The organism is Streptomyces sp. NPDC053673, from assembly GCF_055585225.1.
On record NZ_JBVJKN010000024.1, the window covers coordinates 17,951 to 42,454 of the forward strand.

A 24,504-nucleotide genomic window follows, 5' to 3' on the forward strand; every position below is an offset into this window, starting at 1 on the left:
TCGTGCCGCAGGACGAGCGGCTCCCCCGGGCGGGGGAGTCACGCACGGTGTCGCCGCACCGCGTGGGTCGCGCCGCAGGCCCTGCGCCGTCGGAAAGCACGTCCGACTCGGCTCTTGACTTCCGACAAATCGGGAGGATACTGACCTCTACACCGGACAACCGGAGAGAGCCGCACCCGTCGGCGGAGACGTCCACCGACCCGCGTGACCCTTCCCACGGCTCTGGCTAGGCCCCCGGCAGAACCGCGCGAGGACCGGCGCTTCAGCGACGACTGAGGTACACGGAAATCGCGGCGGACTACCGGGGACTGTTTTGTGTCCGGCCGGTGGTCCCGGTGTCTGATCAGTCGGTCTTCGCTCCTCTGGCCACGACGAAGGCCGTCAGCCGCGCCGTGCCGAGGCCGAGCGCCGCCCAGCCGCCGCCGAGGCCGAGCACCGCGAAAGCCGATGTCGGGAACTTCTCGCTCATCCGGGCCAGGGCGTCGCCCTCGGCCTCACCCGTGAGCCCTCCCGCCAGGTCCTCCATGCCCGGGTTGTGACCGACCAGCAGGACCGTCCCCACATCCTCGGGCACCTCCCGCAGGACGCCGACCAGCTCCGCCGGATCCGCCCCGTACACGCGTTCCTCGTAGCGCACCGGCACCTCCGTGCCCAGCTGCGCGGAGGCGAGGTCCCAGGTCTCGCGCGCCCGCCGGGCGGTCGAGCAGATCACCAGGTCGGGCACGCACCCCGTCTCGCGCAGGAGCCGTCCGGCCGCCGGGGCGTCCCGCCGGCCGCGCGGCGCCAGCGGTCGCTCGTGGTCGGCGACGTCCGGCCAGGCGGACTTGGCGTGCCGCAGCAGCACGAGACGGGCGGCGTCTCGCTCGTTCCTGGGACCGGGTTCCATGGGCCCAGGCTCGCAGAGAGTGCTGTGGGGCGCTACGCGGCCGCGCAGCGCCCCACAGTCCCTACCGGGAAATCAGATGAGGCCGAGGCCGCGCACCGCGTCGCGCTCCTCCGCCAGCTCCGCGACCGACGCGTCGATGCGGGTGCGGGAGAACTCGTTGATGTCCAGGCCCTGGACGATCTCGTACTTGCCGTCCTTACAGGTGACCGGGAAGGAGGAGATCAGGCCCTCCGGGACGCCGTAGGAGCCGTCCGAGGGGATGCCCATGGAGGTCCAGTCGCCCTCGGCGGTGCCGTTGACCCAGGTGTGTACGTGGTCGATCGCGGCGTTCGCGGCCGAGGCGGCCGAGGACGCGCCACGGGCCTCGATGATCGCGGCGCCGCGCTTGGCGACGGTCGGGATGAACGTGTCGGCCAGCCAGGCCTGGTCGTTCACGACCTCCGCGGCGTTCTTGCCGGCGATCTCCGCGTGGAAGATGTCCGGGTACTGGGTCGCGGAGTGGTTGCCCCAGATGGTGAGGCGCTTGATGTCGGAGACGGCGGCACCGGTCTTGGCGGCCAGCTGCGAGATCGCGCGGTTGTGGTCGAGGCGGGTCATCGCGGTGAAGCGCTCGGCCGGTACGTCCGGGGCGGCGGCCTGCGCGATGAGCGCGTTGGTGTTGGCCGGGTTGCCGACGACGAGGACCTTGATGTCGTCCGCGGCGTTGTCGTTGATGGCCTTGCCCTGGGGCTTGAAGATGCCGCCGTTGGCCTCCAGCAGGTCGCCGCGCTCCATGCCCTTGGTACGGGGACGGGCGCCGACGAGCAGCGCGACGTTGGCGCCGTCGAAGGCGACGTTCGGGTCGTCGCTGATGTCGATGCCCTGGAGCAGCGGGAAGGCGCAGTCGTCGAGCTCCATGGCGGTGCCCTCCGCGGCCTTCAGGCCCTGCGGGATCTCCAGGAGGCGGAGCTTGACCGGCACATCCGCGCCGAGCAGGTGGCCGGAGGCGATGCGGAAGAGCAGCGCGTAGCCGATCTGGCCGGCCGCGCCGGTGACGGTGACATTCACGGGAGTGCGGGTCATGGCGATCTCCGTAAGACAGCTGGCGGTGGGGGTCCCTACCCCCTGATGCTGGATATCTCCACCGTACTGATCGATCTCTCGACGTGAAGAGATATCCAGCCGCCAGGCTATCGGACCGGGACCCCCGCGGACCGCCACCCCCTTGTGGCCCGGCTCACGGGAGCGGCTCACTGCTCCTTCGTGCAGCCCTTCGTGCCCGTGGTGAGCGTCGCGCATGCCTTGGCCTCGGACTCGTCGGTCACGGCGACCATGGGGGTGTACGCGTCCTTGTCGGCGTTCACGAGGCCGTTCTGGGTCGCGTCCCCCGCGGCTATCGAGACCTTGTCGCCCGGCGTCGCCTGGGTGATACGGGCCCACGCGGCCGCGCACGTCTTGCTGTAGCGCACCTCGACGAGGGCCGTGCCGACCTTCACCCGCGAAGCGGTCGTGGCGAACTCACCGCCGCACCCCATGCTCTCGGGGTCCTGGCCGGTGCAGTCGGCCCCGGAGCACTTGACCCCCGCCGGCAGCTGCGGATCGCTGGTCGTGGGAGCGACGGTCGGCGTGGCGGCCACGTTCTTGCCGCCGCCGTCGCCGTCCCCGCCGCCCCCGAGATCGGTCAGCAGGACGGCCGCCGCGATCACCAGCAGCGCGCCCACGACGCCCGCGAGGAACATCGTCATCTTGCGCCGTCCGCGCCCCTGGTCGGGGGACGCGGGAGCGGCATGCCCACCGGTACGGGGCGGCGGAACGGAGCGGCCACCGCCCTGCACGGGGACGTACGGCTCACGCTCGGGACCGGTCGGCGGCGCGGCGGTCCGCGAGGCGCCGGGCTGCCCGGTCGGCCCGAACTCTCCCAGCGCGGCCCGCGCCTGGGAGATCCGGATGGCCTCCATGGTCATGTCGTGGCGCATCTCGGCGCGGCTCCAGGCGCGCTCCGCGAGCTCCCACATGGTCGTGAGGTGGAGCGGGTTCGTCCCCGTCACCTCGGCGAGTGCGACGATCGCGCCCTTGGGTGCGAGCAGCCGCCCGTTCAGATAGCGCTCCCACGACGTCTTGCTGTAGCCGGTACGGTCCGCGACCGCGGCGATGCTGAGCCCGCTGCGGTCGACGAGTCGGCGCAGCTGGCTGGCGAACTCCCTGACCTGCGGGTCCAGTTCCTCCGGTAGCGCCTTCCAACGAGGCATTACTTCCCCCCTTGTCCCCCGAACGTGCCTGATGTGCCCCGCTCCCCCCTACGCCCTGAGGGCGTGGGGGGACCCCCAGTGGTGCCCCAGCCACGCCCTCGGGCGGCCGTCACGGACTCGTACGAGTTACGGACTCGTCCGCGTTGTGGACTACCCAGAGGGATGCGCGGAGCCAGGATGACAGTTCCTGACCCCGGGGCGCACGGGGGGCATTCGGGGCATTGGCGTACCCCCGCGTGCGCCCGTGCCCTGAAGCCCGCCCCAGTCTCGCATCCGTTGCCCGACGATCACACCATGGCGGAACCGTCACTTCCGTGCCACAGGCCCCGGACCTTTCTTGTGCCTGTTTGGCGCGTGCATGACTCTGGATCACGAGACGGCGCCCGTCCTCCCTCGGGGGAGAGGACGGGCGCCGTCACGGCGGATCGACGTGTTGATCAGTGCGGGGCCCCGCTGACGCACTCCGGCGGGCCGCCGGAAGCCGGGGGCAGACAGGCCCGGACCTCTGACTGGCACGCGCTGAAGAACCCCGGCTGCTGACGCCGGAACGCGGTGGCCGGCCCCCGGTTCGTACCGGGGCGGGCCACCGTCCGGGGTTGCGGCGCGAGAGGAGTCAGGCAGAGGGATCAGGCAGAGGATCAAGCGACAGGTCAGGCAGAAGCTCAGGCAAGGGCGCGGGCAAAGGCTCAGGCGGCGGCCATGGCCATCTTCTTCTCCAGGTTGGAGTCCAGCGCCTCCAGGAACTGCTCCGTGGTCATCCACGGGGTGTCCTTGGAGATCAGCAGCGCCAGGTCCTTCGTCATCTGGCCGCCCTCGACGGTCTCGATGCAGACCTCCTCCAGGGTCTGCGCGAACCTGGTGACCTCGGAGGTGCCGTCCAGCTTGCCGCGGTGGGCGAGACCACGGGTCCAGGCGAAGATCGAGGCGATCGGGTTGGTCGAGGTCGCCCTGCCCTGCTGGTGCTGGCGGTAGTGGCGGGTGACCGTGCCGTGCGCGGCCTCGGCCTCGACGGTCCTGCCGTCGGGGGACATGAGCACCGAGGTCATCAGGCCGAGCGAGCCGAAGCCCTGCGCGACGATGTCCGACTGGACGTCACCGTCGTAGTTCTTGCAGGCCCATACGTAACCGCCCTCCCACTTCAGGGCCGAGGCGACCATGTCGTCGATGAGCCGATGCTCGTAGGTGAGCCCCTTCTCCTCGAACTCGGTCTTGAACTCGCTGTCGAAGATCTCCTGGAAGATGTCCTTGAAGCGGCCGTCGTACTTCTTCAGGATCGTGTTCTTCGTGGACATGTAGACAGGGAAGCCGCGGGCCAGGCCGTAGCGGAACGAGGCGCGCGCGAAGTCGCGGATCGACGCGTCCAGGTTGTACATCGACAGCGCGACACCGGCACCCGGGAACTCGTACACCTCCAGCTCGACCGGATCGGAGCCGTCCTTCGGGGTGTAGGTCATGGTGAGGGTGCCCTCGCCCGGGACCTTCAGGTCGGTCGCCCGGTACTGGTCGCCGAAGGCGTGACGGCCGACGACGATCGGCTTGGTCCAGCCCGGGACCAGCCGCGGCACGTTGTCCATGATGATCGGCTCACGGAAGATCACGCCGCCGAGAACGTTGCGGATGGTGCCGTTGGGCGAGCGGTACATCGCCTTGAGGTTGAACTCCTCGACCCGCGCCTCGTCGGGTGTGATCGTGGCGCACTTCACGCCGACGCCGTACTCCTTGATGGCGTTGGCGGCGTCGACCGTCACCTGGTCGTTGGTGGCGTCGCGGTGCTCGATGCCCAGGTCGAAGTACTTCAGCTCGACATCGAGGTACGGCAGGATCAACTTGTCCTTGATGAACTGCCAGATGATGCGGGTCATCTCGTCGCCGTCGAGCTCGACGACGGGGTTGGCTACCTTGATCTTGGCCATGAGCTGGACCGTCCCTCTCGGGCTTCGTGCTGGTTGGCCTCCCGGCTCTCCGCGTACGCGCCGCCTAACGCACGGTGAAGTGATGGACCGCGTCCTCCAGGAACGGGATCTCCAGCCAGGGACGCGGCTGGACCATCAGGGCGAGCAGCACGATCACGGTGCCGAGCAGGCCGTACGTGACCATGTCGGTGAAGCGTGAGCGCACCGCAAGCATGCCCACGGAGGGCAGCGCGCGGCGCAGCGCCGCGCCGGTGAGCAGGGCGACGCCGACGAGAATCGTGCCGACCCGGAAGGCCTGGTCGAACGGATCCGTGCCGACGATCAGCAGCCCGAGCGCCGTCATCCCGAGCACGGTCAGCAGCGGCCACTGCCGCGCGGGCGCGGGCGCGTCCCCGGGCGCTGCCCGCCCGCCGCCCTCGGGCCGCGCGGTGTCCCGCGTGACGGCCGGCGGCCGCCGCGACTTGCTCCCTGCGCGCTCGGAGACGGCGTGGCCGTTGGCCGCGGCCCGCTCGGAGACGGCCTGCCCGTCGGCCGCCGCCCGCTCGGAACCGGGCACGTGGCCGTTGGCCGCGGCCCGCTCGGAGACCGCCTGCCCGTTGACTCCCGCGCCGGTCGCGCCGGAGGCGCTGCTGTCCGGCGACGGGGTCGAGGCACGTCCGCGACCGTCCGCCTCGGGAGCCGACTGCCCGTTCGCCGACCCCTTCGGCGACGTCTTCGCCGACCCGGGCCCGGGCCCGGTGCCGTTCACCGGAGCGTCGGGTGCTGCCCGGTCTGCGGCACCGGGGCCGGTCTCGTTGTTGTCCGGGGTGGTCATGGCCGGTCAGTCCGCGGCCGCGAGCTCGGCCGCCTCAACGACATTGACCAGAAGCTGGGCCCGGGTCATCGGGCCGACGCCGCCCGGGTTCGGGGAAAGCCAGCCGGCGACCTTCGCGACGTCGGGGTGGACATCGCCGACGATCTTCCCGTCGCCGTCGCGGCTGACGCCGACGTCGAGGACGGCCGCGCCCGGCTTCACGTCCTCCGGCCGGACCAGGTGGGCGGAGCCCGCCGCGGCGACGATGATGTCGGCCTGGCGCAGATGCGCGGAGAGGTCACGCGTACCGGTGTGACACTGCGTGACCGTCGAGTTCTCGGAGCGGCGGGTCAGCAGCAGCGGCAGCGAGCGGCCGATGGTGGTGCCGCGGCCGACGACGACGACGTGCGCGCCGTTCAGCTCGACGCCGTACTGACGCAGCAGCCGGATCACGCCGTACGGCGTGCACGGCAGCGGGGCCGGCTCGTTCAGGACGAGACGGCCGAGGTTCATCGGGTGCAGCCCGTCCGCGTCCTTCGCCGGGTCGATCAGCTCCAGCACCCGGTTCTCGTCGATGCCCTTCGGCAGCGGCAACTGCACGATGTATCCCGTGCAGTCGGGGTTCGCGTTGAGTTCGCGTACGACCGCCTCGATCTCGTCCTGCGTGGCGGTGTCGGGCAGTTCGCGCTGGATGGAGGCGATCCCCACCTGCGCGCAGTCGCGGTGCTTGCCCGCGACGTACTTCTGGCTGCCGACGTCGTCGCCGACCAGCAGGGTCCCGAGGCCGGGCGTGATGCCCCTGGCCTTGAGGGCCGCCACGCGGGCGGTCAGGTCGGACTTGATCGCGGCTGCGGTGGCCTTGCCATCGAGAATCTGGGCGGTCATGCCCCCATCCTCGCGGATGACCCCTCCCCTGTTCCAATTCGAGCCGTCGTCATCGGTCCGACAGCCTGTCCACACGGCTCCGTCATCGGTCCGCCGAGCGGTGCGCGAGGTTGCACTTGCACAACACATTCGGATACCGACTGGACAAAAACTCGACCTTAATACCACGATGAGCCGCGCAGTGCCGCGGGCAGTGTCGGGGGGCAAACCGCTTGTTTTTGTGAACTTTCCTCCTGTCAGGACCGCGTCGTCCCCGCAAACCCCACGGAGGAATCCCGCCATGAGCTTCGGCGACCCGAACAACCCCTACGGCCAGCAGCAGGGCCAGCCCGGCTACGGCCAGCAGGGCCAGCCGGGCTACGGCTACCCGCAGGGCCCGCAGCAGCCGCAGCCCGGATACGGCTACCCGCAGGCCCCGCCCGTCCAGCAGCCGTACGGCGGCTACCCGGGCGTCCCGGTGGAGATGCCGGGTGGGGTGAAGGCAGCGCGTGTGATGCTCTACATCCTGGGCGGCCTGCAGGCGGTCGGCGCGGTCATCACCGTCGTCGCCGGCGCGGCGATCATGGACGCTATCGCGGGCTCCTCCGAGATCTCCGGTTCGGACGCTGACGCGGCCGCCGGCATCGGCATGGGCGTGATGGTGTTCGTCGCGCTCCTCATTCTCGGCTTCGCGCTGTGGGGCATCCTCACGGCCGCCAAGTTCCACACCGGCGGCAGCGGCATCCGTATCTCGGCGATCGTCTACGGCTCTGTGATCACTCTGTTCAGCCTCCTCAGCCTGCTCGGGGCGAACATCTTCGCCCTCATCAGCCTGGTGCTGGGCATCCTGATCATCGTCTTCTGCGCCAAGTCGGACGCCTCCACCTGGTTCGGCCGCCCGCGCTACTGACGCGACGCCCTGCAAGACACAGAAGTGCCGTAACTTCCGCCTCACGGCGGTGTGTTACGGCCTTCTGTGCGTATGCGATGCGAGCCACCCAGTACGTGCACGTGCGGCCCGCCGGTTCCGTACCGGCGGGCCGTCACGCGTCACGCGTCATGTGTCATGTGGCACGCATTTAGCGCGTCGCGCGCTCAGTGGAAGAAGTGCCGCGTCCCCGTGAAGTACATCGTCACGCCCGCCTTCTGCGCGGCCTCGACGACCTGCTCGTCACGGACCGAACCGCCGGGCTGGACCACGGCCTTGACCCCGGCCGCGGTCAGGATCTCGAGGCCGTCCGGGAACGGGAAGAACGCGTCGGAGGCCGCGTACGCGCCCGTCGCACGCTCCTCGCCCGCCCGCTCGACGGCGAGCTTCGCGGAGTCGACGCGGTTGACCTGGCCCATGCCGACGCCGACCGAGGCACCGCCCTTGGCGAGCAGGATCGCGTTGGACTTGACGGCTCGGCAGGCCTTCCAGGCGAAGGCGAGTTCGGCCAGCTCCTCGGCGCTGAGCGCCTCGCCGGTGGCGAGGGTCCAGTTCGCCGGGTCGTCACCGTCGGCCTGGAGCCGGTCGGTGACCTGGAGGAGCGCGCCACCGTCGATCGGCTTCAGCTCGACGGGCGCTGACGGGGCGTCGGGGCAGCGCAGCACGCGGATGTTCTTCTTGCGGGCCAGCACCTCGACCGCGCCGTCCTCGTAGTCCGGGGCGACGATGACCTCGGTGAAGATCTCGGCGACCTGCTCGGCCATCGCCACGGAGACCGGGCGGTTGACCGCGATCACACCGCCGAACGCGGAGAGCGGGTCGCATGCGTGGGCCTTGCGGTGCGCCTCGGCGACGTCGTCACCGATCGCGATGCCGCACGGGTTGGCGTGCTTGATGATCGCGACGCACGGCTCGGCGTGGTCGTACGCGGCACGGCGCGCGGCATCCGTGTCCGTGTAGTTGTTGTACGACATCTCCTTGCCGTGCAGCTGCTCGGCCTGCGCGAGGCCGCCGCCCGCCTCGGTGACGTACAGCGCGGCGTCCTGGTGCGGGTTCTCGCCGTAGCGCAGGACGTTCGAGCGCTCGTACGTGGCGCCGAGGAAGTCGGGGAAGAGGCTCTCGTCGGCCGGGGCGTACGAGGACGCGAACCAGGAGGCGACGGCGACGTCGTACGCGGCCGTGTGCTGGAACGCTTCGGCGGCGAGGCGCTTGCGGGCGGTGAGGTCGAAGCCACCCGACGCGACGGCGGTGAGGACGTCGGCGTACCGCTCGGGGCTGGTGACGACCGCCACGGACGGGTGGTTCTTGGCGGCGGCACGGACCATCGAGGGGCCGCCGATGTCGATCTGCTCGACGCACTCGTCGGGAGTCGCGCCGGAGGCGACGGTCTGCCGGAACGGGTAGAGGTTCACGACCACGAGGTCGAAGGGCTCGACGCCGAGCTCCGCGAGCTGCTCGCGGTGGGTGTCGAGGCGGAGGTCGGCGAGGATGCCGGCGTGCACGCGCGGGTGCAGTGTCTTGACGCGGCCGTCCAGGCACTCGGGGAAGCCGGTGAGCTCCTCGACCTTGGTGACCGGGACACCGGCCGCGGCGATCTTCGCGGCGGTGGAGCCGGTGGAGACGAGCTCGACGCCGGCTTCGTGGAGGCCGCGGGCGAGCTCCTCCAGCCCCGTCTTGTCATAGACACTGACCAGCGCGCGACGGATGGGCTTATTCACCGACATGAACCTTTCGTCCCTCAATGCGGTAGCCGTTTCGGGCGAGACGCCCCACGACCTCGACGAGCAGCTGACGCTCGACTTCTTTGATGCGCTCATGGAGAGCGGCTTCGCCTTCTTCTGTGTCCTCTTCGACCACCTCGACCACGCCCTGCGCGATGATCGGCCCGGTGTCGACACCGTCGTCGACGAAGTGGACGGTGCATCCGGTGACCTTCGCCCCGTACGCGAGCGCGTCACGCACTCCGTGGGCACCGGGAAAACTGGGCAGCAGGGCGGGGTGGGTGTTCACGAACCGACCGCCGAACCGGGCGAGGAAGTCCTTGCCGACGATCTTCATGAAGCCGGCCGAGATGACGAGATCCGGCTCGTACGCGGCGGTGGCCTCGGTCAGCGCGCGGTCCCACTCCTCGCGGGTCGCATAGTCCTTCACCTTGCGGACGAAGGTGGGGAGCCCGGCGTCGCGGGCGCGGTCGAGGCCGGCGATGCCGTCGCGGTCGGCCCCGACCGCGACGATCTCGGCGCCGAAGCCTTGCGGATCGTCGCCGATGGCGTCGAGCAGCGCCTGGAGGTTGGTGCCGGATCCGGAGACCAGGACGACGAGGCGGGCGGCAGCCACTGGGGGACTCTTTTCGCGTTGCGGTACGGCTTACAGAAGGCCGTGCGGGTTGTGCGGTATGCGTTTGGGCGGTTCTTGTGTCGATCTTTGTATGGTCGTACGAACGAAACGAGCCCGGCGATAGGGGAACTCTACGAAGCCGTCGACCGTCAGCAACGATACCGGCACACCGAGCGGCCCCCGCGGGACGGGGGCTGGGCCGGGAGGTAGCGTCTGGGGGCAGGGCCCGTCCCCAGACGGAGTACCCGGGTACAGAGGGGAAGACGTTCACCACATGCCGGACCGACGCCGCCGCACGGCACTCCGCCTCCCGCTCTCCACCGAGCGGGGCTCCCTGCTGCTGCGGGAACGCCAGTCGCCGGAGTCCACGGAGCCCCGGGAGACCGGGGGCCCCGCTACACCCAGGGAGCCGAGGGACGAGAGCAATCCGTTCGCGCCGCCGCCCGAGGGCTCCCCGGACCGGCCGTGGCAGCCACGGCACGGCTCCGGGAGCGACTCCGGCGACGAGGGCGGTCGGCGGGACGACGAGCGTTCGTCCTGGGGCAGCCAGTGGAGCAGCCGCCAGCCGGGCCGCTCCCCCGGCGGCTTCGGCAGCCGGCCCGGCGGCCAGAGCGGCCAGAGCGGCCAGAGCGGCGGCAATGGTGGCGGTGACGGCCAGGGCAGCGGCCCGGAAGGCGGTGGCCAGGGCAGCGGACTCCGCTGGGATCCGACGGACCCCGCCCAGCGCCGTGCCCGCTACGCGCTCCTCGGCGGTATGTGGGCCTTCTTCTTCGCGCTCTTCGACCTCCCGGAGATCGCCCTGCTCCTCGGCGCCCTCGCGCTCTACTGGGGTACGAGCTCGCTGCGCGCCAAGCCCCGCCGTGCTTCCTCCGACCCCTCTGTGGCCGCCTCCGCCACGCCGCCGCAGCCTGCGGGCAAGCCCCAGGTGACGGCGGCGGTGAGCGGCCTGCTGCTGGCGGGGATCGCGCTCGCGATCGTGGCGATGACGTTCACGGTGCAGGTGGTGTACCGCGACTTCTACACGTGCGTGGACGACTCCCTGACGAAGACGGGCCAGCTCTCCTGCAACGAGCTCCTGCCGGATCCGCTGCGCGGGGTCATCGGCGTCAAGGAGTAGCGCCGCGACGGAGTAGCGGCGCCGCGGAGTAGCGGCGCCGCGGAGTAGCGGCGCCGCGGAGTAGCGGCGCCGCGGAGTAGCGGCGCCGCGGAGTAGCAGATCCACACCTCCTGTGGGGACATGGATCCAGGTGAGCGTCGGCATCGCGATCGCCGCCTCGTCACCCAGGTGCGGCGCTACGCCTCCGGCGGCGTGATGCTCGGCGGGGAGGCGTTCGGCGGTTGCACGTCGGGGACCTCCGGCGCGGGACGCGGGTGAACGGCCGCATCACCCGGGTGGCTCAGGGCGTGAACCTCCCCCGACGGGGATGGTTCACGCACGGGAGTGACCTCGCCCCTGTGGGCTGCCTCGCCCGTATCGGCGGGCTCGAGCCGTGCGCCCGGCGCGGGGGCCGGCGCGGACCCGGAACTGCCCGGTCGCAGGTCCGGCTGCCCGTCCGGCCGCAGGACCGGCGCGGGCCGGGGCTGCGGCGCCGAAGCCCCCGGCCGTGACTGGCCGGCGGCGTCCGACACCGACGAGTTCGGCCGGTCCTCGCCGGGAGAGGTGCCCGACGCGGACGCAGCGCTGCCCGCGCCCGGCGTGGGAACGCCCGTCGGCCCATCGCCATCGCCGTCGCCGTCGCCGTCACAGTCCGCGGCCGCGGCGGCTTTGCCCGCCGCCCCCAGCGACTCGTCCGAGGCGGCCGGACCTTCCGCAGGAGCGGCCGGGTCGTCCCCTGCGCCGCCCTGCGCGGCATCGGGCGCGAGGGGCGAGGGCCCGGAATCAGCCGCACCCGCCGCGAGCGACCCGGGCGGCGGGGAGAGCTCAACGGCCGAAGGGGCCGCAGCGGCGGAATGGGCCGCAGCGGCCTCGGAATCCGGGAACGGGAACGCTGCCATCAGACCGCCCGAGGCCTGTTTGATGGCCGCCCAGCGCCGGGCACGCGCGTCGCGGTCGGCATCACGGAGGCACCAGGCGTGGACGGCGAGCGCGCCGGGCACGCCGACGGCGCCGGTCCACAGGAGAGCGGCCGGGCCCGTGAGCCACCACACCGGACCGAAGGACGCCAGGTGGCCCGTACCCAGGGGGCCACCCGCAACGGCCGACAGGAAAGATGTGAGGGCTCCGCACACCGCCGCCCCCAGCAACGCGGTGAACGCGGTCTCGCGGCGGCTCCAGGACGCCGCCGCGTCCGCCCCGCGCACCGTGAACCACGCGACCACGCAGCCCGCCACGACCGGCACCACCGCGGCCGCCCAGGTCAGCGGCGACCCGGGCCCCTCCGCGGGGACCGCGGTGAGCAGCGGGAACTGGGGCAGCGCGGGGTTCCCCACCGCCGCGAGCGGCGTCACCGTGGCGCCCGTACCGAGTGCGAAACCCGGGCCGAGCCCGTACGCCGCCGCCCACACCGCCGCGTTCGGCACCAGCGCCAGAGCGAGCAGCAGCAGCGCGAACCGCCCCGGCCAATCGCTCGCGAGCAGCAGGAACGACTTCTGCGCCGCGCCCGCATGCCACACCAGCGCCGCCGCGACGAGCAGCGCCCCGCCGCCGAGCAGCACCGCCACCGCCGCTCCCCCCGCCCGGAACGCGACGGGGACCCTGGAGCGGGCGAGGGCGATGCGAACGCGCTCGGGAATCCAGTCCGGCAGCGGCCCGAGCGGCAGACCGTTCGCCGCCCACACCCCCGTCGCCGCCGACAGCGCCGCCACCACGGGCAGATGCAGCGCCGCGCTGAGCGGCTCCGCGGCGAGGTCCCCACCCAGGGAGTAGAGCACCGCCGCAGCCGCGACCAGCAGATATCCACAGGTCACTCCGCACACGGCCATGCCACCCGACGGCTGGCGCCACCCCTCCCCCTCCTCGAGGGAGTCACGCGCGGCCCGGTGCACCAGCCAGACGGGCAGCGTCACCAGCAGCATCGGCACGAGCCCGACGGGCGCGGGCGTCCCGGAGAGTGTGTCGGCTCTGATCAGCTCGGTCCCGTGCGCGAGCAGCCACAGCCCGGCGGCCACGTGCAGCGCCCCGCGCGGGCCGCTGTCCGGGTACGGCGAGCTGATCCACATCACCATCACGAGCACGGCGAGCGCGCCGAGCCCTAGCCCCGCGGCGAGCACCCCACGCAGAAGCGACGTCACGAGCGCTGCGGCCGGCCTGCCGCCCTGCACGGGCACGAACGACGGGCTGTGATCGGTCGTCTGGGTCACGCGGCCATGCTGCCAACGACACGCGCTTTATCCGGGTAACAGGCGAATGGCCGTTGTGTCGCTCAATATACGTTTATGTACTTTTTGGCCTGGTGCAGTGTCACAAGGAGCCCCTCATGAGGGAGCGCCCTGCGGAAGGCGCGGAGACGACCGCGCCGGCGCTGCCTTCGCCCAAGGAGCGACGCAGGCTGCGCGAGGCGAAGTCATTGAGCCAGGAGCAGCTCGCGGAAGCCGTCGGCGTCACCAAGGCGACGGTCAAGTCCTGGGAGGCCGGTCGCACCAGCCCACGCGGGCGCAAGCGCGAGGCGTACGCGAAACTCCTCGCCACGTACGAGGCGGAGGTCACGGCCAGGGAGGCCAGGCAGGCCAGGGAAGCCAGGGAGGCCAGGCAGGCGGAAGGGCTGGGGACACAAGAAGGCGGGGCGCTCCCCGCCGCTCCCACCCGTCCCGCTCCCACTCCTCCCGCCCCTCCCACCCGCCCCGCCCCGAGCAGGCGTCGGACACCCCCCGTGACCCAGCCGCCGCCTCCCGCGCGCGAGCCGGACCTCACCCCGGAGGAGGCCTTCGACGCCCTCTACGCCCGCGCCGCCCCCGCTCTCGTACGCCAGGCCTGTCTGCTCACCGGACGGCGCGGGCTCGCTCTGGAATCCGTGGAGCATGCCTTCCAACTCGCCTGGGAACGCTGGCCCGAGGTCGCCGTCGACCGGGATCCCGCGGGCTGGGTGCGGGTGGCGGCGTACGAGTACGCCTTGTCGCCGTGGCACCGGCTGCGCCGCAGCCACCGGCACCCGGATCCGGACCCGGTCCCGGACCCGACCCTTCCGGCCCTGCTGTCCACAGCGCCGGACCCGTGCCGACTCACCCTGCGCAAGACGCTGCTCGAGCTGCCCCCGACGTACCGCCGCGCCCTGCTGCTGTACGACGGACTCGGCCTCGACCTGCCCGAGACCGCGGCCGAGACCGAGGCGAGCACTCCGGCCGCCGCGAACCGCGTCCTGCACGCCCGTGCCGTCGTCGCCGAGCGGCTGCCGGAACTGGCGGATCCGCAGGCGCTGCACGAACAGCTCGGCGGCCTGGTCCACGACGTATCCACGCCGAAGGTCCCCACCGCCCGTGCCGTACGAACCGCCGGCGAGCACAGGACCCAGCTGCGGACGCGTGCGGTGTTCGGCCTCACCGCGCTGATCCTCGCTGCGGCGGCGTACACCGTGGCCACCTCGGAGAGCCACTACGAGCCGCCGCAGGCGCCCGGCGATGCGGTCGGCGGTGTACCGCCACGCGGCGGACCCCAGTCGTACACGAAGGCGGAAGTGAAGCTCCGCAACATGCTCCAGTCGCATCCGCACGCCGGCCCGCAACGGCTCGTTCCACGCATCGGTTGACCCGCCCGTCCCGGTTCGGGCTGAACATGCGCGAGGGCCCGCACCCCGGTCTCCCGGGGGCGGGCCCACGTGCTGCGGCTGAGCCGGTCAGGCTCCGCCGGCGAGGCTGTGTCAGCCGGCGAGAATCGCGCGCGCCAGCTTCGCCGTCTCGGTCGGCGTCTTGCCGACCTTCACACCGGCGGCCTCAAGGGCCTCCTTCTTGGCCTGTGCGGTACCAGAAGAACCGGAGACGATCGCGCCCGCGTGACCCATGGTCTTGCCCTCGGGCGCGGTGAAGCCCGCGACGTAGCCGACGACCGGCTTGGTGACGTTCGCCTTGATGAAGTCGGCGGCACGCTCCTCGGCGTCGCCGCCGATCTCGCCGATCATCACGATCAGGTCGGTGTCCGGGTCGGCCTCGAAGGCGGCCAGGGCGTCGATGTGGGTGGTGCCGATGATCGGGTCACCACCGATGCCGACGCAGGAGCTGAAGCCGAGGTCACGGAGCTCGTACATCATCTGGTAGGTCAGCGTGCCGGACTTGGACACGAGACCGATGCGGCCGGGCTTGGTGATGTCGGCCGGGATGATGCCGGCGTTCGACTGACCGGGGGTGATCAGACCCGGGCAGTTCGGGCCGATGATCCGGGTCTTGTTGCCCTTGGCGCCCGCGTACGCCCAGAACTGCGCGGTGTCGTGGACCGCGACGCCCTCGGTGATGACGACCGCGAGGCCGATCTCGGCGTCGATCGCCTCGATGACCGCGTCCTTGGTGAACTTCTCCGGGACGAAGATGACCGTGACGTCCGCGCCGGTCTTCTCGATGGCGTCCTTGACCGACCCGAAGACGGGGATCTCGGTGCCGTCGAAGTCGACCGTCGTGCCCGCCTTGCGCGGGTTGACGCCACCGACGATGTTCGTGCCGGAAGCGAGCATGCGCTTGGTGTGCTTCTGGCCCTCGGAGCCGGTCATGCCCTGGACGATGACCTTGGATTCCTTGGTGAGGAAGATAGCCATGGTGTTGGTGTCCCTCGTCCCTTACTTCGCAGCCAGCTCGGCGGCCTTGTCGGCCGCGCCGTCCATGGTGTCCACGCGCTGCACGAGCGGGTGGTTGCGGTCGTCGAGGATCTGACGACCCAGCTCCGCGTTGTTGCCGTCGAGGCGCACGACCAGCGGCTTCGTCACGGCCTCGCCCTTGGACTCGAGGAGCTCCAGGGCCTGCACGATGCCGTTGGCGACCGCGTCGCACGCGGTGATGCCGCCGAAGACATTGACGAACACGGACTTGACGTCCGGGTCGCCGAGGATGATCTCGAGGCCGTTCGCCATGACCTCGGCGGAGGCGCCGCCACCGATGTCGAGGAAGTTGGCGGGCTTCACGTTCGCGTGCTTCTCACCGGCGTACGCGACCACGTCGAGGGTCGACATGACCAGACCCGCGCCGTTGCCGATGATGCCGACCTCGCCGTCGAGCTTGACGTAGTTGAGGCCCTTGGCCTTGGCAGCGGCCTCGAGCGGGTTGGCCGATGCCTTGTCCTCGAGCTCGGCGTGCGAGGGCTGGCGGAACTCGGCGTTGGCGTCCAGCGACACCTTGCCGTCCAGGGCCAGGACCCGGCCGTCGGCGACCTTGGCGAGCGGGTTGACCTCGACGAGCAGCGCGTCCTCGGCGATGAAGGTCTTCCACAGGGTCTGCAGGATCTCGGCGATCTGCTCGGCGACCTCGGCCGGGAACTTCGCGGCCTCGACGATCTCGCGGGCCTTGTCGGCGGAAACGCCCTCGTTGGCGTCGACCGGGATCTTGGCGAGCTTCTCGGGGGTCGTCGCGGCGACCTCCTCGATGTCCATGCCGCCCGCGACCGAGGCCATGGCCAGGAAGGTGCGGTTGGTGCGGTCGAGGAGGTACGAGACGTAGTACTCGTCGGCGATCTCGGGAGCCGTCTCGGCGATCATCACCTTGTGGACCGTGTGGCCCTTGATGTCCATACCGAGGATGTCCGTCGCACGCGCGACGGCCTCGTCCGGCGTGGCGGCCAGCTTGACGCCACCGGCCTTGCCGCGGCCGCCGACCTTCACCTGCGCCTTGACGACCGAACGGCCGCCCAGTCGCTCGGTCGCCTCGCGCGCCGCCTCAGGCGTGTCGATGACTTCACCGGCCAGCACCGGTACACCGTGCTTGGCGAAGAGGTCCCTCGCCTGATACTCGAACAGGTCCACGCGCGTCCGTCCCTTTTCAGTGATTCGCGGTTCGTTGTCTGCGTGGGCGTGCCGCGAAGGGCAACGTGACTGCGCTGTCACTAGGAAGGCGTACACGGTGACCGGGCACGCGGCATGTCCGTCTCGCAGGTTATCCCCGAGGGACGTGGGGGCCTAAATCGCAGATCACACCGGAGCGGTGATACCTGTCACAGATCGCGCGCGCGGCGGAACCCTCCGAGTACGGCACGAGCAGAGCGTGAGTAGGGGCACACATACGGAAAACGGGCGGCCCCCACCCCAATGGGAACCGCCCGTCGAACGCCTGGACCCGCCGGTCAGACTCCCAGGGTCAGATGCCCTGGGCCAGGTTCTGGACGTAGCTCGGGGCGACCGAGGACGCCACGCCCTGCACACCGGAGAAGGCGTTTCCGGCGACCGGGGTCGCGGCGACCGTGCCCGTCAGGTCCTGGGCGAACGGCTGGACGTCGGAGACCACACCGCCGGCGAACGGGGTCACGTCGCCGGCAACGCCCTGCGCGAGGGTCCCGGCGCTGCCGCCGACGCCGTACGCGACAGGCTGGACATCGGAGACCACGCCGTACGCGACCGGCTGGACATCGGAGACCACACCGTACGCGAGGGCGTCGGCGCTGCCGACGACGCCGTACGCGACGGGCTGGACGTAGTCGACGACGGTCTCGACGAGCGGCTGGACCGCGCCGACGACCCCGCCCGCGAACGGCTGGACATCGGAGACCACACCGCCCGCGAACGGCTGGACATCGGAGACCACACCGCCCGCGAACGGCTGGACATCGGAGACCACCCCGTACGCGACCGGCTGGACATCGGAGACCACACCGTACGCGACCGGCTGGACGTCGCTCACGACACCGCCCGCGAACGGGGTCACGTCACCGGCAACGCCCTGGGCGAGAAGCCCGGCATCGCCGACCGCCTGGCCGACGACCGGGAGCGCACCGTCGATCGCGCGGTCGGCGATCGGGGGCAGGACATCCTGCGCGGTCTCGTCGACGTAGCCGGGGGCCTGCGCAGCGAGGGCCTCCGCCCGGTACTGGGTCTGGCCGACGGTCTGGCCGGCGTAGCCCTGGGCCTGCGTCGCATAACCCTGGGCCGTCTGGGTCGCATAGCCCTGCGTCTGCGTCACGTGGCCCTGGGCCTGGCCCGGGATCTGCTCCAGCTCGGGGGCGAACGCGGAGAGCGGGCCGAAGAGGTAGTCGATCTCGGCCTGCGTGTCGGAGATGCCACCGATCACATCGGCGCCGGTGGGCAGGTCGTACGCGTACGAGGCCAGCTCGCCCTCGACGTACTGGCGGGCCTGGTCCGCGGTGGACTGCGTCGTGCCCTGGAACGTGGCGAGGCTGCCCTGGACACCCTGCGCGACGCCCGTGGCCTCGGCGACGGCGCCGCTGGGCGTGACCTTCGCCTCGACCTGGACATTGCCGGGAGCCATCGTGGCCTCGACGCCGACGACGCCGGTGGACGCGTGAGTGTCGGTGACCTCGGCGAGAGTGTCCGCGACCGAGTCGACCGCCTGGTCGGACGTGGAGAGGGAAACCGCGGGCAACTCGTCCGCGCTGGCGGCGGCGGTGCCGATGGCCCACATGCCGGCGGCACCGGCCGCGACGACGATGGAGCGGCGGATGTTCTTGTTCATGTTCGGGAGAGTTCCTTCGAATTCGAGGATTCCGAATGCCCGTTGCGTCGGTCGCGTCAGCTGCGGCGCTGCGTCAGCTGGGACAGTCGGCATCCGGGCCGGCGGGCAGACCTGCTCCGCCCCCGCGCGGCAGGTCCTGAGGCGGGGGAACGGCCTGCCCTATCCGGGGAATTCGAGAATGTCGCGGTGCCGCTCACGGACTCCGGCGCCGGTGACCGGCTGCCGGGAACCGGGCACGAGTCCGAACGCCACGGCGTCCGAGAACCAGGCGCCGTGCGGGTCACCTGAGCGCTGCGTGTGACCGTCACCGGTGTACTGCAGTACGGCGCTTCCGCACGGGCCGGTCGGCGCGCCGGGAAGCTGCGGAAGCCGCCCGTCGAGCGGGCCGCCGAGCACGGGCGCCACGAGAGTCCGGTACGACTCCGAAGCACGGTGCATGTGCCCGTACGCGTGGGAGAACACGCAGGTGCGGGCGTCCGCGGAAGGGGCCGCGGGCCTGGGCGAGGCGGACGCGAGCGGGCCGGAACGCGGCTCGTCGCGCTGGACGTTGACCGGCACGGCGTTCTGCGGCCGGTCCTGCCCGGGCACGGGCAGACGGTCGGCGGGCCATACCGGTGCGGGCAACGGCCGCGCGGGCACGTCCTCCACGACCGAGCCGACCACCTCACCGAGGGGCTCCGCCACACCGTGAACGACCTGTCCCGCGGCCCCTGCGACGGGCTCCACGACGGGCCTGGCCACATGCTCCACGGTCGGCTCGACAACGCGCTCCACCGCCTGCCCGACCGCCTGCTCGACGGCCGGCTTCGTGACGCGCTGCGCAACAGGATCCGTGACAGGTTCCGTGACGGGCTTGAGGGCCCGCTCGGCGGCCTCGGCTTGCTCGGTTCGCCCAGCGTGTTCGGCGCCCGGGCTGAGCGGCTCGGCCGCACCCTCGGTCACCGGCTCCGCGACGTCACGGAGCTGACCGGCCGGACCGGCGGCAGGGGCGACTTGCTCCAGCGAGGAGCCCACGCCCGACTGCTCCGCCGCGTGCGCCTGACCGCCGAGAACGAACCCCAGCACCAGCAGCCCGCCCACGAGCAGCAACACACGCACCGCGTGCACCGCATGCCGACCGGCCGCACGGCGCACGAGGCGCCCGGCGGCACGAGGCTGAGCAGCGGTGACAGTCAAAATGGGGCGAGCCCTCCCAGTTACGGAACATGGCCCTCCACGGGCAACGGGGACGATGCTTGCACGAGCCTCCCGGGGTCACGCAAGTCCCTTGTTACTGATGAGTCGCCATGTCCGGTATGGGCAGTGGCCTTTTCTCGATCGCCGCGGCCATCACTTCCGGGAACAGGTCGGGCGTGCAGGCGAACGCAGGCGCACCCAGTGCCGCCAGGGCCGCCGCGTGCTCACGGTCGTACGCAGGTGCTCCCTCGTCGGAGAGCGCGAGCAGCGCGACGAACTGAACTCCCGACGCCTTCATCGCCGCGACCCGCTTCAGCATCTCGTCCCGTATGCCGCCTTCGTACAGATCACTGATGAGCACGACGACGGTGTCGGCAGGCCGGGTGATCTGCGACTGGCAGTAGGCGAGCGCCCTGTTGATGTCCGTGCCGCCGCCGAGCTGAGTGCCGAACAGGACGTCCACCGGGTCGTCAAGTTGGTCCGTCAGATCGACGACCGCCGTGTCGAAGACCACGAGCCGCGTCGCGATCGACCGCATCGAGGCGAGCACCGCTCCGAACACCGAGGCGTAGACGACGGATGCCGCCATCGACCCGGACTGGTCGATGCAGAGGACGACGTCCTTCTTCACTGCCTGGGACGCGCGGCCGTAGCCGATCAGCCGCTCGGGCACGACGGTGTTGAACTCGGGGAGGTAGTTCTTCAGGTTCGCCCGGATCGTGCGGTCCCAGTCGATGTCCCGGTGGCGTGGGCGGTTGATGCGCGCGCTGCGGTCGAGCGCGCCGGTGAGGGTCGCGCGGGTGCGGGTGGCCAGCCGCTTCTCCAGATCGTCGACGACCTTGCGGACGACCGCGCGGGCGGTTTCCTTCGTCGTCTCGGGCATCGCCTTGCTGAGGGAGAGCAGCGTCCCGACGAGGTGGACGTCCGCCTCGACGGCCTCCAGCATCTCCGGCTCCAGCAGCAGCGTGCGCAGACCGAGCCGGTCGATCGCGTCTCGCTGCATGACCTGGACGACGGAGCTCGGGAAGTACGTACGGATGTCGCCCAGCCAGCGCGCCACATTGGGCGCCGACCCCTCCAGGCCGGCCGATCGCTTTCCGCTCCCGCGCTCCTGACCGCTCCCCGGGCCGTAGAGCGCGCCCAGGGCTCCGTCCATCGCGGCGTCCGTCCCGGCCAGGGTGCAGCCAGTACCCTCGGCCGCGCCCCCGCCGAGGACCAGCCGCCAGCGCCGCAGCCGCTCGTCGGATGCCATGTCCACCACGGTCTCCGGCGTTGTCATACGTGCTCCCCCTCCAGGATCAGCCGCAGTACGGGCAGCACCGCGTCCGCCCGCTCCTCGTCGAGCCCGGCCCCGAATCCGGGCACGCCCCCTTCACCCCGCACCGGTCCACCGGCGGCGGCCGGGCCGCGCCGCACCAGCTCGCCCAAGGTGCGGCGTACGCCCGGCTCGTACGCCGAGAACGTGCGCCGCAGCAGCGGCAGTACGTCGGTGAACGCGTCCGCCGGGACGGATGCCAGCCAGGCGTCGACGAGTCCGAGGAGCCGCTCGTCGTGGACCAGGAGCATCCCGCCTCCCGACGCCCCGCCGACGAAGCCCTCGATCCAGGCCGCGGCGTCGGCGGGCGGGGTGCCCGGCGAGAGCGCCAGGCTCATCAGCCGCGCGGCCTCGTCCTCGGCGAGCCGCCCGTCGTCCAGCAGCAGCCGGGCCGCGCGCCCTCGGATCACCCCGGGGACGGCGTCCCGCACCGCGAGCTTGCGCAGGACGCCCGACCAGCGGCCGCTGAGCTCCTCGGACTTCGGAAGCAGTGCGATCGCCGTGTGGACGCCGTCGAGATGGCCGCGCATCTCGGCGGAGCCGTCCGCGTCGAGCCCGGTGCAGGCGGGCGGCAGTCCGACGCAGACGCGCTCGGCGAGACCGGCCGCGACCTCGCCGAGGGCCGCGGTGTCCGTCGCGCGCACGTCCCCGTAGCGCAGGGAGCGGGCGAGCGCGGGCAGGGCCTGGGCGAGGTGGCCGACGTCCGCGTCCAGGGCGGCCCGGTCGGCGAGGGCCTTCATCACGACGGGGAGCGCGTCGGGCAGTTCGGCCAGGAGACACCGCTCCGCAAGCGACGTGACGTCGGCGAGCGCGGTCGCCGACGCGGCCTGTCCCTCGGCCTTGGCGGTGGCGGCGGAGAGCACCGTGGTGCCCCAGACGCCCGCCTCGGCGACCTTGACGTACAGCTCGGGGTCCCAGCGCAGCCGCCACGTCTCCCGGAACGTCCCGGTCGATCCGCGCCCCGCCGCCGGTGTGCCCCAGCCGACGCCCAGGAGCCGAAGCCGGTGCAGCAGCCGGCTTCGCTCCGCGTCGGTCTCCTTGCGCAGGTCGAGCTCCAACTCCCGCTCCAGCAGCTCCGGTTTGAGCCGCAGGGTGCGATGGAGGCGGGTCAGGTCGCGCTGCAGCGGTACGGCCGGGGCCGTGTCCGGGACCTCACCGAGCACATCGCCGGTGATCAGCTCGTCCTGGATCAGTCCGAGCGGCACATCGGAGCCGTCGCACATCACAGCCCGGATCGCGTCGGTCGTCTCGCTCAGTCCGGCGAGCGGGCGGGCGCGCATCGCGGCGAGCGTCTCCGCGAGCCGGACGGCCTCGATGACATGGGCCGAGGAGACCATCCGGTCCTCGTCCCTGAGCAGTCCGGCGACCTTGGTCATCCAGCGCTCGACGGGGCGGTCGGGGGCGCTGAACAGGTGCGCGTACCAGCCCGGTGAGTCGATTCCGGCGCCGTATCCGCTGTGCCGGGCGAGCCTGCGGTGCGTCCAGGGCACCCAGGTCATCTCGGTCCTGACCTTGGGCAGGCCCTTGAGCAGCGCGCGGTCCGCGGTGGCCGTCGACTTCCCGGTCAGCGCGGGGACGTGCCAGGCGCCGCAGACGACGGCGACCTCGTCCCCGAACTCCTTGCGTGCCGCCCGCAGCTGGATCCGCATATGGGCCTCTCGGACGAGGTCGCGGGTGTGGCCGCCGTGTCCGTACGTCTCGCGGAGCGCGGCCATGGCCTCGCCGAGCACGGCGAACGGCGCGAGCGGGTCGGCCTCGTCCGCGCCGCCCGCCGAGGATGCGGCGCCGCGGTGCTCGATCACGTCCTCCCACCAGCGCTCGGGGTCGTCGTATCCGGCGGCCTCGGCAAGCACTGCGACCGGGTCGATCCGCAGGGTCGCCTCGCCGTCGGCGACTTCGTCGTCATCGCCCCAGGTGGGATCGGTGGCGGCCGCCAGGGAGTGCGCGGCGGGCAGGTCGATGAAGCGCACAGGCACCTCGTGCGCCAGCGCCCAGCGGATCGCGACCCACTCCGGGGAGAACTCGGCGAGTGGCCAGAACGCGGCCCGGCCCGGGTCGTCCACGGCGTGGGCGAGCAGCGCGACCGGCGGGGCCATGCCTTCGTCGGCAGCGAGCGGCAGCAGCACGTCCCCCTCGGGCGGCCCCTCGATCAGCAGCGCCCTGGGCACCGCCGAATCCAGCGCGGCCCGCACCGCCCTCGCGGATCCGGGCCCGTGATGCCGCACCCCGAGCACGAGCGGACCGTCACCGGGCCATGTCCTCTCCGCGCCTGCGGCTGTGACATGCGCCGGGACCGCGGGCCGTACGGGCGTCGCCGTCCGTGAGGTCATGCGCTCACCTCGCGGCAGGCGCGGTAGAAGTCCTTCCAGCCGTCCCGCTCGCGAACGACCGTCTCCAGGTACTCCTGCCAGATGACGCGGTCCGCCGCCGGGTCACGGACGACCGCTCCGAGGATGCCGGCCGCCACGTCGCCCGGCCTCAGCACTCCGTCGCCGAAGTGCGCCGCGAGCGCCAGCCCGTTGGTGACGACGGAGATCGCTTCGGCCGTGGACAGCGTCCCCGAAGGGGACTTGAGCTTCGTGCGCCCGTCCGCGGTGACGCCGTCGCGCAGCTCACGGAAGACCGTGACGACGCGGCGGATCTCGTCGGCGCCCTCGGGTGCGGCGGGCAGTTCGAGCGAGCGCCCTATCTGGTCGACGCGCCGGGAGACGATGTCGACCTCCGCCTCCGGGGTCGCGGGCAGCGGCAGGACCACGGTGTTGAAACGGCGGCGCAGCGCGCTCGACAGATCGTTGACCCCGCGGTCGCGGTCATTGGCGGTGGCGATGAGGTTGAAGCCGCGGACGGCCTGCACTTCCTGGCCCAGCTCCGGGATGGGCAGGGTCTTCTCCGACAGGATCGTGATGAGCGTGTCCTGCACGTCCGCCGGGATGCGGGTGAGCTCCTCGACACGCGCGGTCATGCCTTCCGACATCGCGCGCATGACGGGGCTGGGCACCAGCGCGTCGCGGCTGGGGCCGTGGGCGAGCAGCTGGGCGTAGTTCCACCCGTACCGGATGGCTTCCTCGGGCGTGCCCGCCGTCCCCTGCACGAGCAGCGTGGAGTCCCCGCTGACGGCCGCGGCGAGATGCTCGGAGACCCAGGTCTTGGCGGTGCCGGGAACGCCGAGGAGGAGCAGCGCGCGATCGGTGACGAGCGTGGTGACGGCGACCTCGACGATCCGGCGCGGTCCCACGTACTTGGGCGTGATCACGGTCCCGTCGGGCAGCGTGCCGCCGAGCAGATAGGTGGCCACGGCCCACGGCGACAGCTGCCAGCGGGCCGGCCGCGGCCGGTCGTCGGACGCCGCCAGTGCCTTGAGTTCGTCGGCGAAGGCGTCCTCGGCATGGGGCCGCAGGGCCTCGGTGCCGGTGGCTGCGCTGGTTTCGGGCACGGTCATGGATCCCCCTCCAGATCGATCGACCGGATGTGGGTTCCACCGTGCACCATGCCACTGACAATCGGTCGTTTCCGCAGGCCGGAGCCGTGA

19 protein-coding genes are annotated in these 24,504 nt (G+C 71.7%); 3 read left to right on the top strand and 16 right to left on the bottom strand.

From position 1 onward, the window contains the following. Nucleotides 1-343: 343 nt before the first annotated feature. The 6 genes from ACZ6ZQ_RS27980 to ACZ6ZQ_RS28005 form a co-directional block, all read right to left on the bottom strand. On the bottom strand, nt 344-886 hold the full coding sequence (locus tag ACZ6ZQ_RS27980) for a SixA phosphatase family protein (protein ID WP_469771274.1): 543 nt from the start codon (nt 884-886) through the stop codon (nt 344-346). Between the two features lie 72 nt (nt 887-958). After that, nucleotides 959-1,948 carry a malate dehydrogenase gene (locus tag ACZ6ZQ_RS27985; protein WP_453658992.1) on the bottom strand — a complete coding sequence of 330 codons (990 nt, stop codon included), beginning with the start codon at nt 1,946-1,948 and terminating at the stop codon, nt 959-961. Nucleotides 1,949-2,115: 167 nt separating this feature from the next. Continuing rightward, entirely contained in the window at nt 2,116-3,114 is a 999-nt protein-coding gene (locus ACZ6ZQ_RS27990) for an XRE family transcriptional regulator (protein ID WP_469771275.1), read from the bottom strand. Nucleotides 3,115-3,800: 686 nt separating this feature from the next. Beyond that, nucleotides 3,801-5,027 carry an NADP-dependent isocitrate dehydrogenase gene (locus ACZ6ZQ_RS27995; protein WP_469771276.1) on the bottom strand — a complete coding sequence of 409 codons (1,227 nt, stop codon included), beginning with the start codon at nt 5,025-5,027 and terminating at the stop codon, nt 3,801-3,803. A 64-nt stretch (nt 5,028-5,091) separates the two neighbouring features. Next, nucleotides 5,092-5,841, bottom strand: a complete 750-nt coding sequence (locus ACZ6ZQ_RS28000) for a DUF3017 domain-containing protein (protein ID WP_469771277.1) — start codon at nt 5,839-5,841, stop codon at nt 5,092-5,094. Nucleotides 5,842-5,847: 6 nt separating this feature from the next. Next, the gene (locus ACZ6ZQ_RS28005) at nt 5,848-6,705 is read right to left on the bottom strand and encodes a bifunctional methylenetetrahydrofolate dehydrogenase/methenyltetrahydrofolate cyclohydrolase (protein WP_469771278.1); all 858 of its coding nucleotides are present in this window, start codon (nt 6,703-6,705) and stop codon (nt 5,848-5,850) included. 280 nt (nt 6,706-6,985) lie between these two features. Here ACZ6ZQ_RS28005 and ACZ6ZQ_RS28010 point away from each other — a divergent pair, with 280 nt between their 5' ends. Then, a complete protein-coding gene (locus ACZ6ZQ_RS28010) occupies nt 6,986-7,594 on the top strand; it encodes a hypothetical protein (protein ID WP_469771279.1) in 609 nt (202 codons plus the stop codon). A gap of 185 nt (nt 7,595-7,779) precedes the next feature. Here the strand turns inward: ACZ6ZQ_RS28010 and purH are convergent, their stop codons facing one another. Then, nucleotides 7,780-9,336: a bifunctional phosphoribosylaminoimidazolecarboxamide formyltransferase/IMP cyclohydrolase gene (gene purH / locus ACZ6ZQ_RS28015; RefSeq protein ID WP_469771280.1), complete on the bottom strand. Its 1,557-nt coding sequence runs from the start codon at nt 9,334-9,336 to the stop codon at nt 7,780-7,782. Beyond that, on the bottom strand, nt 9,323-9,949 hold the full coding sequence (purN, locus tag ACZ6ZQ_RS28020) for a phosphoribosylglycinamide formyltransferase (RefSeq protein WP_469771281.1): 627 nt from the start codon (nt 9,947-9,949) through the stop codon (nt 9,323-9,325). The genes purH and purN overlap by 14 nt, the downstream gene beginning before the upstream one ends. 274 nt (nt 9,950-10,223) lie before the next feature. On the opposite strand from purN, the gene ACZ6ZQ_RS28025 reads away from it, so the two are divergent. After that, complete coding sequence (locus tag ACZ6ZQ_RS28025; RefSeq protein WP_469771282.1) at nt 10,224-11,066, top strand: hypothetical protein; 843 nt, start codon at nt 10,224-10,226, stop codon at nt 11,064-11,066. 176 nt (nt 11,067-11,242) lie between these two features. On the opposite strand, the gene ACZ6ZQ_RS28030 is transcribed toward ACZ6ZQ_RS28025, so the two are convergent. Further along, nucleotides 11,243-13,249: a cell division protein PerM gene (locus ACZ6ZQ_RS28030; protein WP_469771283.1), complete on the bottom strand. Its 2,007-nt coding sequence runs from the start codon at nt 13,247-13,249 to the stop codon at nt 11,243-11,245. Nucleotides 13,250-13,365: 116 nt separating this feature from the next. On the opposite strand from ACZ6ZQ_RS28030, the gene ACZ6ZQ_RS28035 reads away from it, so the two are divergent. Beyond that, nucleotides 13,366-14,631: a sigma factor-like helix-turn-helix DNA-binding protein gene (locus tag ACZ6ZQ_RS28035; protein WP_469771284.1), complete on the top strand. Its 1,266-nt coding sequence runs from the start codon at nt 13,366-13,368 to the stop codon at nt 14,629-14,631. 111 nt (nt 14,632-14,742) lie between these two features. Here ACZ6ZQ_RS28035 and sucD read toward each other — a convergent pair whose 3' ends face one another. From sucD to ACZ6ZQ_RS28070, 7 genes are all read right to left on the bottom strand, one after another. After that, nucleotides 14,743-15,627 (bottom strand): succinate--CoA ligase subunit alpha, encoded by an 885-nt coding sequence (sucD, locus tag ACZ6ZQ_RS28040; protein WP_453658426.1) that lies wholly within the window; start codon nt 15,625-15,627, stop codon nt 14,743-14,745. A 21-nt stretch (nt 15,628-15,648) separates the two neighbouring features. Beyond that, nucleotides 15,649-16,824, bottom strand: a complete 1,176-nt coding sequence (gene sucC, locus ACZ6ZQ_RS28045; RefSeq protein ID WP_469771285.1) for an ADP-forming succinate--CoA ligase subunit beta — start codon at nt 16,822-16,824, stop codon at nt 15,649-15,651. 331 nt (nt 16,825-17,155) lie between these two features. Then, nucleotides 17,156-18,484, bottom strand: coding sequence for a hypothetical protein (locus ACZ6ZQ_RS28050; RefSeq protein WP_469771286.1), 1,329 nt, complete (start codon nt 18,482-18,484; stop codon nt 17,156-17,158). Nucleotides 18,485-18,643: 159 nt separating this feature from the next. Next, nucleotides 18,644-19,582: a hypothetical protein gene (locus ACZ6ZQ_RS28055; RefSeq protein ID WP_469771287.1), complete on the bottom strand. Its 939-nt coding sequence runs from the start codon at nt 19,580-19,582 to the stop codon at nt 18,644-18,646. Nucleotides 19,583-19,754: 172 nt separating this feature from the next. Continuing rightward, complete coding sequence (locus tag ACZ6ZQ_RS28060; protein ID WP_469771288.1) at nt 19,755-20,939, bottom strand: VWA domain-containing protein; 1,185 nt, start codon at nt 20,937-20,939, stop codon at nt 19,755-19,757. Then, complete coding sequence (locus tag ACZ6ZQ_RS28065) at nt 20,936-23,305, bottom strand: DUF5682 family protein (RefSeq protein WP_469771289.1); 2,370 nt, start codon at nt 23,303-23,305, stop codon at nt 20,936-20,938. The genes ACZ6ZQ_RS28060 and ACZ6ZQ_RS28065 overlap by 4 nt, the downstream gene beginning before the upstream one ends. Beyond that, on the bottom strand, nt 23,302-24,414 hold the full coding sequence (locus ACZ6ZQ_RS28070; protein ID WP_469771290.1) for an ATP-binding protein: 1,113 nt from the start codon (nt 24,412-24,414) through the stop codon (nt 23,302-23,304). The genes ACZ6ZQ_RS28065 and ACZ6ZQ_RS28070 overlap by 4 nt, the downstream gene beginning before the upstream one ends. Nucleotides 24,415-24,504: the final 90 nt, after the last annotated feature.